This window comes from Streptomyces recifensis (assembly GCF_002154615.1).
Lineage (GTDB): Bacteria > Actinomycetota > Actinomycetes > Streptomycetales > Streptomycetaceae > Streptomyces > Streptomyces griseoluteus.
The window spans coordinates 1-9,349 of sequence record NZ_MUNH01000273.1; the positions used below are offsets into that span (position 1 = coordinate 1).

The following is a 9,349-nucleotide window of genomic DNA, read 5'->3' on the forward strand; positions in this document are numbered from 1 at the left end:
TGTCCGGCGCGCCGGACACGGCGGACGGCGCCTGGCGGCCCAGCGCGTCGGAGTCGCCGCACGGTACGCATGTCGCGGGTGAGATCGCGGGCGCCAAGAACGGCGTCGGCATCACGGGTGTGGCGCCGGGCGTGAAGGTGTCGGGCATCAAGGTGGCCAACCCGGACGGCTACTTCTACACCGAGGCCGTGGTCTGCGGGTTCGTGTGGGCGGCCGAGCACCACGTGGACGTCACCAACAACAGCTACTACACCGACCCGTGGTACTTCAACTGCACCGGCGACCCGGACCAGAAGGCCCTGGTGGACGCCATCACGCGGGCCACCCGGTACGCGGAGAGCAAGGGCACGGTCAACGTCGCGGCGGCCGGCAACGAGAACTACGACTTCGCCGCCGACTCGATCACCGACCCCTCCTCCCCCAACGACGGCACCCCCTCGGACCGGACCGTCGACCCGCGCACGTGCTTCGACATACCCACCCAGCTCCCCGGTGTGGTGACGGTCGCGGCGACCGGCGCGAAGGGCATCAAGTCGTCGTTCTCCAACTACGGCCTGGGCACGATCGACATCGCGGCGCCCGGCGGTGACTCGACCGCCTACCAGACCCCGGCCCCGCCCGCGACCAGCGGCCTCATCCTCGGCCCGCTGCCCGGCGGCAAGTGGGGCTACATGGCCGGCACCTCGATGGCCTCCCCGCACGTCGCCGGTGTCGCCGCGCTGATCAAGTCGGTCCACCCGCACGCCCCCGCCGCCGCGGTGAAGGCCCTGCTGTACGCGGAGGCGACGGCCACGCCGTGCACCGACCCGTACGACATCAACAGTGACGGCAAGGTCGACGCGGTGTGCGAGGGCACGAAGAACCGCAACGGCTTCTACGGCTGGGGAATCGCGGACGCCCTGGCGGCGGTGAGCCACTAGGACCCGCCCTGGAGCCTGTCCCAGGTCCTGAGGCGCCTTCTTGTCGACATCAGGCGGCTGATGCATAGTGCGGCCATGATCGATCCCATGATCAAGTCCGCCTGGGTCGCGCTGGGCGGCGATCGCGCGCTGCTCGCCCGGCTGGTCTGCGTCGAGCGGCCGGGCGCCCTGATCGCCCGCCTTCCCGTGCAGCGGCTGGCGCGCGCGTGCGTGGGCACGTGCGCGCTGGCCGCCGCCGAGCTGGGCGCGCTGCGGGCCGGGCTGGGCACCGTGCCGCGCGCCGTGGTGGACGACGGCGCGGTCGTCACCGCCTTCCACAGCGAGCGGCTGCTGCGGATCGACGGCCGCGCCCCGGTCAGCTTCGCCCCGCTGTCCCGCTTCTGGCGGGCGGCGTACGGCTGGGTGCGCACCCACGCCAACTACCCGCACCACCAACAGCGTCTCCTGGCTGCGCTGGGCCTGCCCGACGGCGCCGGGCCCGAGGACGTGGAGCGGCTGCTCCTCGAACGCTCCGCCCTGGACATCGAGGAGACGGTGTACGCCGCCGGGGGCCTGGCGGTGGCCCTGCGCACCCCCGGACAGTGGGCGGCACATCCGCAGGGCACCGAGGTGGCCAGGCGGCCCCTGGTGGAGCGCGGCCCGATCGGCGCGCCCTCGGCGCGCCGGCTCCCCCCTCTGGAGAAGGAGTCCGGCCCGCTGCTGCCCGCCGCCGGGCTGCGCGTCCTGGACCTCACCCGTGTCCTCGCCGGGCCCGTCGCCACTCGCACCCTCGCACTGCTCGGCGCCGACGTGCTGCGCGTCGACGCCCCCGAGCTGCCCGAACTGCCCGACCAGCACGCGGACACGGGTTTCGGGAAACGCTCCGCCACCCTCGACCTCACTGCCGGCGCAGCGGCGCTGAACGACCTGCTGGCCTCCGCCGACGTGGTCGTCACCGGATACCGCCCCGGCGCCCTCGACCGCTTCGGCCTCTCCCCCGAGGCCCTGGCCGAGCGGTACCCCGGTCTGGTCGTCGCCCAGATCTCGGCATGGGGCGCGTACGGACCCTGGGGTGAGCGGCGTGGCTTCGACAGCCTGGTCCAGGTGGCGACCGGCATCGCGGCCACCGAGGGCTCGACCATGGAGCCCGGCGCGCTGCCCGCCCAGGCCCTGGACCACGGCTCGGGCTATCTGCTGGCCGCGGGCATCCTGCGGGCCCTGGTAGAACGGTCCCGCGACGGCCGGGGCCGCCTGGTGCGCCTCGCGCTCGCCCGGACCGCGCACTGGCTGACCGACGAGGCGGGGCGGGACCCGCGTCCGGGCGGCCCGGACTACGAGGGCCCGGACGCGTGGCTGGCCGAACGGGACAGCCCGCTCGGCCGGTTGCGGTACGCCCGGCCCCCGGTGTCGTTCACCGGGGGGCCGGCCGACTGGGCCACCGCGCCCGTCCCCCCGGGGTCCAGCCCGGCGGCGTGGAGCCGACCGATCAGCCGTTGGTGACGAGGACCTTCAGCGCCGTGCGCTCGTCCATCGCCCGGTAGCCGGCCGGGACGCCCTCGATGTCCACGGTCATGTCGAACACCGGGGAGGGGTCGATGGTGCCGTTCAGGACGTCGGGCAGCAGCTCCGGGATGTAGGTGCGGACCGGGGCGACGCCGCCGCGCAGGGCGATGTTGCGGTCGAACATGACGCTGAGGTCCAGGCCGGTGCCGCTGCCGTGGGGGACGCCGACGAAGCCGATGGCGCCGCCGTCGCGGGTGATGTTGACGGCGGTGCTCATGGACTGCTCGGTGCCGACCGCCTCGACCACGGCGTGCGCGCCCTGGCCACCGGTCAGCTCGCGGACTGCCGCGACCGCTTCCTCGCCGCGGGCCGCGACGACGTCGGTGGCGCCGAAGCGGCGGGCGATGTCGGTGCGCGCCTCGTGGCGGCCGAGGGCGATGATCCGCTCGGCGCCGAGCCGCTTGGCGGCCAGCACCGCGCAGAGGCCGACGGCGCCGTCACCGACGACGGCGACCGTGGCGCCGGGGCGGGCTCCCGCACCGAGGGCGGCGTGGTGGCCGGTGCCCAGCACGTCGGAGAGGGTGAGCAGGCCGGTGAGGAGGTGGTCGTCGGAAGCCGCCTCCTTGGGCAGCTTGACGAGCGTGCCGTCGGCGAACGGCACCCGTACCGCCTCGCCCTGGCCGCCGTCGTAGCCGACGGAGCCCCAGAAGCCGCCGTGCACGCAGGAGGTGGTCAGGCCCTCGGCGCAGTACTCGCAGGTGCCGTCGGACCACATGAACGGCGCGACCACGAGGTCTCCGCGCCGGAGCGTGCCGACGTCGGAGCCGGTCTCCTCCACCACACCGAGGAACTCGTGCCCGATCCGCTGCCCCGGCTGCCGGGCCGCCTCGCCCCGGTAGGCCCACAGGTCGCTGCCGCAGATGCAGGCGCGCACCACGCGTACGACCGCGTCGGTGGGGAGCTGCACGATCGGCTCGGGCACATCCGTCACCCGCATGTCGAACGGGGCGTGGATGGTGGTGGCGCGCATGACGGGGTCCTTCTCGTACCGGGAGGCGGGAGTGCCCGGAGATGTGCCGAGCGCACCCACGGTACGCCGTCGCGGGACCGGTCCGCGCCGCGAGGGGCCCCGGACCAGCGGCGACGTGCTCAAGGGCGTTGGCCGGTACCGGCCTTGGGGGCGTACACCCATGCGAGGTACGACCCGGTCGGTGGGGCGGGAGCCCCTGGGCGTGCCCGGCTGTCGGCGGTGACCCGTATCCTCATTGACCATGCTCGAAGACCCCGCGACCGCAGTGTCCTCGCCCACCCCGTGGCCGGCCGTGTATCCGAAGGGATACGCGGTCGTTGACGTCGAGACCACGGGGCTGGCCCGCGACGACCGCATCATCTCCGCGGCCGTGTACCGGCTGGACGCGCGCGGCGAGGTCGAGGACCACTGGTACACGCTGGTCAACCCCGAGCGCGACCCCGGCCCGGTGTGGATACACGGGCTGACGAGCGACGTGCTCGAAGGGGCGCCCCTCTTCACGGAGGTGGCGGAGGAGTTCGCGGCCCGGCTGGCGGACCGCGTGCTGGTCGCGCACAACGCGGTCTTCGACTGGCAGATGATCGCGCGGGAGTACGCGCGCGCCCGGCGCGAGCCCCCGGTGCGCCAGCGGCTGTGCACCATCGCGCTCTCCAAGGAGCTGCGGCTGCCGCTGCCCAACTTCAAGCTGGAGTCGCTGGCCGCACACTTCGGGGTCGTGCAGCAGCGCGCGCACCACGCGCTGGACGACGCGCGGGTGCTGGCGGAGGCGTTCCGGCCGAGCCTCAGGGCGGCCGCCGCGAACGAGGTGCGGCTGCCGCTGCTGGAGTGCCGTCCGCTCACCGAGTGGTCCGACACCCCGCTCATCGGCCGTCAGGCGACCGGCGGTTACGGCGGCGGGCGCGGGCCCGGCTGGCGCCCGGCGCGCAAGCGGCCCGCGTGTCCGTACCCCAACCCCGGACGGTACGAACCGGGCAAACGTCTCAAGCAAGGCATGCGGGTCGCCTTTTCGGGTGACACCTCCACCGAGCGCGAGCTGCTGGAGGACCGGGCCACGGAGGCCGGGCTGCACGTGGCGACCAGCCTCTCCCGGCTGACCAGCCTGCTGGTCACCAACGACCCCGACTCGGGCACCTCCAAGACGGCCAAGGCCCGCCAGTTCGGCACCCCGGTCATCGACGAGGCCGCCTTCGGACAACTGCTGCGCGACGTCGAAGCGGCCGGCTGACAGCCGTACGGACGGGTGATTCCCCGCGATTCGCGCCCGCGCCCGCTCGCCCGGCGGCCGGGGACGGCTCACTCTGAGGCGCATGGCGAGATGCGAAGTTTGCGGCAATGACTACGGAATGACCTTCGAGGTCCACGCACAGGGCGCGGTGCACGTCTTCGACTGCTTCTCCTGTGCCATCCACCGCATGGCACCCATCTGCGAGCACTGCCGGGTGCAGATCATCGGGCAGGGCGTGGAGGTGGAGGGCCACTGGTACTGCGGCGCCCACTGCGCCCGCGCGGAGGGGAAGGCGGGGGTGGTGGACCGGGTCTGACCCGGTACCCGCCCGAATGCGCCCCACGGCCCGGAGGTACCGTCGTGGGGTGCACCGCTACCGCTTCCTGCTCACCCGCCAGTGGGTGATCCTCACCCTCGTCGTGATCGCACTGATCCCGACGATGATCAGGCTCGGTTTCTGGCAGCACCACCGGTACGAGGAACGCACCGCCCGCAACAACCTGGTCGCGCGGGCCCTGCACGCCGATCCGGTGCCCGTGGAGCGGCTCACCTCCCCCGGCCGCGCCGTCACCCACGCCGACAAGTACCGCACGGTCACCGCGACCGGCACCTTCGACACCGCCCACGAGGAGGTCGTCCGGCGCCGCACCAACGCCGACGACGAGGTGGGCTTCCACGTCCTGACCCCGCTGAGGCTGACCGACGGCCGGGTGCTGCTGGTCAACCGGGGCTGGATTCCGGCGAACGGCGCCCAGACCGAGTTCCCGAAGGTCCCCGCGCCCCCGGCCGGGAAGGTCACGATCACCGGCCGGCTGAAGGCCGACGAGACCACCGAGGCCAGCGGGATCAAGCAGATCGCCGGTCTGCCGGACCGCCAGGTCATGCTGATCAACAGCGCCGACCAGGCCGAGCGCCTCGGCGCCCCGGTGCTCGGCGGCTATGTGGAGCAGACCGCGCCGGAGCCCAAGGGGGGCAGCCCGGAGCAGATCTCCAGTCCCGGCAGCGAGGACGCCCCGCTGAACTACGCGTACATGATCCAGTGGTGGCTGTTCGCCGCCGCCGTGCCCGTCGGCTGGTGGTTCCTGGTCCGGCGCGAGCTGCGCGACCGGGCCGCCGCGGCGGAGCAGGAGAGCGCGGCCGAGGCGGAGCCCGCCGCCGTGTGAGCCGGGCGTCACTCCCCCGGCGCACCACCTGATTGGCCGTCAGGCCGCATGGGGAATCGCCAACCCGTGAACCCGCGCATCGAGGACTACGCCGTCATCGGCGACGAGCAGACCGCCGCCCTGGTCGGCCGGGACGGCTCGATCGACTGGCTCTGCCTGCCCCGGTTCGACTCCGGCGCCTGCTTCGCCCGGCTGCTGGGCGACGAGGACAACGGCTACTGGCGGATCGCGCCGAAGGGCGCCGGCACCTGCACCCGGCGCGGCTACCGCCCCGACACCCTCGTGCTGGACACCGAGTGGGACACCCCCGAGGGCACCGTGCGTGTCACCGACCTGATGCCGCAGCGCGAAAGGGTGCCGGACGTCGTCCGGATCGTGGAGGGCGTCAGCGGCCGGGTCACCGTGCGCAGCACGCTCCGGCTGCGCTTCGACCACGGCTCCATCGTGCCGTGGATGCGCCGCGCGGACGGGCACCGGGTGGCCGTCGCGGGCCCGGACTCCACCTGGCTGCGCTCCGAGCCGCACGTGCGGACCTGGGGCGAGGACCTCGGCACGCACTCGGAGTTCACCCTGGCCGAGGGCGAGCGGGTGGCGTTCGTGCTCACCTGGCACCCCTCGCACGAGCCGCGCCCCCGGCTGATCGACCCCTACCAGGCGCTCAGCTCCAGCGTCCGGGACTGGCGGCGCTGGAGCGGGCGGTGCCGCTACGAGGGGCCGTACCGGGACGCCGTGGTGCGCTCGCTGATCACCCTGAAGGCGCTCACCTACCGGCCCACCGGCGGGATCGTCGCGGCGGCCACCACCTCGTTGCCGGAGAAGCTCGGCGGGGTGCGCAACTGGGACTACCGGTACTGCTGGCTGCGCGACTCCACCCTCACCCTGGACGTGCTGCTCGCCGCCGGGTACCACGAGGAGGCCGAGGCGTGGCGCGACTGGCTGCTCAGAGCGGTCGCGGGCAGCCCCGAGGACCTCCAGATCATGTACGGGGTGGCGGGCGAGCGCAGGCTCCCGGAGACCGAGCTGCCCTGGCTCGCCGGGTTCGCCGGGTCGGCGCCGGTCCGCATCGGCAACAGCGCGGTGGACCAGCTCCAGCTCGACGTGTACGGCGAGGTGATGGACTCCCTGTGGCTGGCCCGGAAATCGGGCCTGTCGGCCCGGCCGCACATGTGGGCGCTGCAGTGCGCGCTGATCGACTTCCTCCAGGAGCAGTGGCGGCAGCCGGACGAGGGGCTGTGGGAGGTGCGTGGCGGGCGCCGCCAGTTCACGCATTCCAAGGTGATGACCTGGGTGGCGGTGGACCGCGCCGTACGCACCCTTCAGGAGCACCCCGAGCTGGAGGGCGACCTGTCCGGCTGGCGGGAGCTGCGCGACGAGATCCACGCCGAGGTGTGCGCCAAGGGCTACGACCCCGAGCGCAACACCTTCACCCAGTACTACGGCTCCCGCGAGCTGGACGCCTCGCTGCTGCTGATCCCGCGCGTGGGCTTCCTGCCCCCGGAGGACCCACGGGTGATCGGCACGGTCGACGCGATCGCCGCCGACCTGGGCGACCGGGGCTTCGTGCGCCGCTACGACACCGAGGACCCCGAGGGCCCGGTGGTCGACGGGCTGCCCGAGGGCGAGGGCGCCTTCCTCGCCTGCTCCTTCTGGCTGGCCGACGCCCTGCACCTGACCGGCCGCACGGAGGAGGCCCGCGCACTGTTCGAGCGGCTGGCCGGGCTGGCCAACGACGTGGGGCTGCTGGCCGAGGAGTACGACGAGGAGGCCGGCTGCCAGCTCGGCAACTTCCCGCAGGCGTTCAGCCATATCGCGCTGGTGAACACCGCCTTCACACTGTTCGGCACCGACGAGGCAGGATAGGAGCATGGATCTTGGACTGAAGGACCGGGTGTACATCGTCACCGGCGCCTCGCGGGGCCTGGGCAACGCGGCCGCGCGGCAGTTGGTCGCGGACGGGGCGAAGGTGGTCGTCACCGGCCGGGACGAGCAGCGGGTGGCGGACGCCGCCGCCGAGCTCGGCCCGGACGCGGTGGGCGTGGCCGTCGACAATGCCGAGGCGGACGCTCCGGAGCGGCTGATCGCGCCGGCCCGCGAGCGCTTCGGCCGTTTCGACGGCATCCTCATCAGCGTCGGCGGTCCGCCGCCCGGCCTGGTCGCGGACAACAGCGACGAGCAGTGGCGGGACGCCTTCGAGTCGGTGTTCCTCGGCGCGGTACGCCTGGCCCGCGCCGCGGCGGCGGAGCTGGAGCCGGGCGGGGTGATCGGGTTCGTGCTGTCGGGCTCGGTGCACGAGCCGATCGCCGGGCTGACCATCTCCAACGCGCTGCGGCCGGGCCTCGCCGGGTTCGCCAAGTCCCTCTCCGACGAGCTGGGCCCGCGCGGCATCCGGGTCGTCGGCCTGCTCCCGGCCCGTATCGACACCGACCGGGTGCGCGAGCTGGACGCCCTCTCCGCCGACCCGGTGGCCACCAAGGCGGCCAACGAGTCCCGCATCCCGCTGCGCCGGTACGGGACGCCGGACGAGTTCGGGCGGGTGGCCGCGTTCCTGCTGTCCCCGGCGGCGTCCTATCTGACGGGCGTCATGCTCCCGGTCGACGGGGGCATGCGGCACGGGTTCTGAGTCCTTCCGGGGCGGATCGTCAGCTCACCCGGTCCGCCTTGTGCCGTTTCGCCCGCAGCCGCACCACGGTGGGCAGCGTCTCGATGCCCATGGAGTCGCGGGCCGCGCCCAGTGGATGCGCGGCGAAGTCGGCCAGCGCGGCGGCCGGGGCGGCGCCGGGTTCCAGGCGGAGCCCGGCGCCCAGCGCGGGGGACGTACGGCGGCCGCTCAGACTGGCGCCGGCCCCGGCCACGCCCGGCCGGCGGGCCGCGTCGTCCGCGACCGCGGACTCCAGCGCGCCGCCGCGCACCAGGGCGCCGGTGCCGTCGCCGCTGTCGACGAGGATCTCGGACAGCCGGTGCCTGCGCAGCACCGACACCAGCCACCACAGACCGATCAGGAACAGAACGGCCAGCAGCGCGATCAGAGCGGGCCACCACCAGTCCTGGTCCCGCCAGGCGGTGCGCTCGGCCCGGCTGAGCAATACGTCGTGCCGTCCCGAGTGCGGCCACCAGGAGGGCGAGGGCGCGCCGAGGCCGACGGCCAGCACCGACCCGCCGAGCACGAACAGCACCAGGCCGGCGAGCGCCAGCAGGACGCGGTTGACGGCTCCTGAACGCATGCCCCTCATCCCTTCTTCCCCGGTCCCCTGAGGCGTACCGACAGCTTGGGTCGCCGGACCACGCCAAGGTCGGTCACGGCACCGGCCAGCGCGGTGTCCAGGTCGCTCCGCACCTCGGCGGGGTCCCGGAAGTGCGAGATCACCCGCACCTCGGCCCGGCGGCGGCGCATCCTGACCCGCGCCTCGCGCACCCCGGAGACCTCCACGGCCCGGTCCCGCAGCACCTGAGCGGCGGCGTCACGGGTGAGCGCGGCGCGTACGTCGTAGCGCGGACGGAGCATGGGGAGCAGGTTGCGCAGGCCGGGGGT

10 protein-coding genes are annotated in these 9,349 nt (G+C 73.8%); 7 read left to right on the top strand and 3 right to left on the bottom strand.

Features of this window, described 5'->3' with window-relative positions:
* Together CCN33_RS16145 and CCN33_RS16150 are read left to right on the top strand one after the other, a co-directional pair.
* A partial coding sequence (locus CCN33_RS16145; RefSeq protein ID WP_167387871.1) for a S8 family peptidase occupies nucleotides 1-920 on the top strand: 920 nt, incomplete at its 5' end.
* Nucleotides 921-995: 75 nt separating this feature from the next.
* Nucleotides 996-2,399 (top strand): CoA transferase, encoded by a 1,404-nt coding sequence (locus CCN33_RS16150; protein WP_208621772.1) that lies wholly within the window; start codon nucleotides 996-998, stop codon nucleotides 2,397-2,399.
* Here CCN33_RS16150 and CCN33_RS16155 read toward each other — a convergent pair.
* Nucleotides 2,386-3,432, bottom strand: coding sequence for a zinc-dependent alcohol dehydrogenase family protein (locus tag CCN33_RS16155; RefSeq protein WP_086694310.1), 1,047 nt, complete (start codon nucleotides 3,430-3,432; stop codon nucleotides 2,386-2,388). The genes CCN33_RS16150 and CCN33_RS16155 overlap by 14 nt on opposite strands.
* 241 nt (nucleotides 3,433-3,673) lie before the next feature.
* Between CCN33_RS16155 and CCN33_RS16160 the strand changes: the two genes are divergently transcribed.
* The 5 genes from CCN33_RS16160 (at nucleotide 3,674) to CCN33_RS16180 (ending at nucleotide 8,440) form a co-directional block, all read left to right on the top strand.
* Nucleotides 3,674-4,657 carry a DEDDh family exonuclease gene (locus CCN33_RS16160; RefSeq protein WP_086694311.1) on the top strand — a complete coding sequence of 328 codons (984 nt, stop codon included), beginning with the start codon at nucleotides 3,674-3,676 and terminating at the stop codon, nucleotides 4,655-4,657.
* A gap of 82 nt (nucleotides 4,658-4,739) precedes the next feature.
* Nucleotides 4,740-4,973 carry a hypothetical protein gene (locus tag CCN33_RS16165; RefSeq protein ID WP_078858611.1) on the top strand — a complete coding sequence of 78 codons (234 nt, stop codon included), beginning with the start codon at nucleotides 4,740-4,742 and terminating at the stop codon, nucleotides 4,971-4,973.
* A 16-nt stretch (nucleotides 4,974-4,989) separates the two neighbouring features.
* The gene (locus tag CCN33_RS16170; RefSeq protein ID WP_208621773.1) at nucleotides 4,990-5,820 is read left to right on the top strand and encodes an SURF1 family cytochrome oxidase biogenesis protein; all 831 of its coding nucleotides are present in this window, start codon (nucleotides 4,990-4,992) and stop codon (nucleotides 5,818-5,820) included.
* A gap of 66 nt (nucleotides 5,821-5,886) precedes the next feature.
* Entirely contained in the window at nucleotides 5,887-7,680 is a 1,794-nt protein-coding gene (locus CCN33_RS16175) for a glycoside hydrolase family 15 protein (RefSeq protein WP_086694313.1), read from the top strand.
* Between the two features lie 4 nt (nucleotides 7,681-7,684).
* Nucleotides 7,685-8,440 (top strand): SDR family oxidoreductase, encoded by a 756-nt coding sequence (locus tag CCN33_RS16180; protein ID WP_086694314.1) that lies wholly within the window; start codon nucleotides 7,685-7,687, stop codon nucleotides 8,438-8,440.
* A gap of 19 nt (nucleotides 8,441-8,459) precedes the next feature.
* Here CCN33_RS16180 and amaP read toward each other — a convergent pair whose 3' ends face one another.
* Nucleotides 8,460-9,050, bottom strand: a complete 591-nt coding sequence (gene amaP, locus CCN33_RS16185) for an alkaline shock response membrane anchor protein AmaP (protein WP_400902084.1) — start codon at nucleotides 9,048-9,050, stop codon at nucleotides 8,460-8,462.
* Nucleotides 9,047-9,349, bottom strand: a 303-nt coding sequence (locus CCN33_RS16190) for a DUF6286 domain-containing protein (protein ID WP_244173828.1), incomplete at its 5' end; no start/stop codon positions are given. The genes CCN33_RS16190 and amaP, both read right to left, overlap by 4 nt.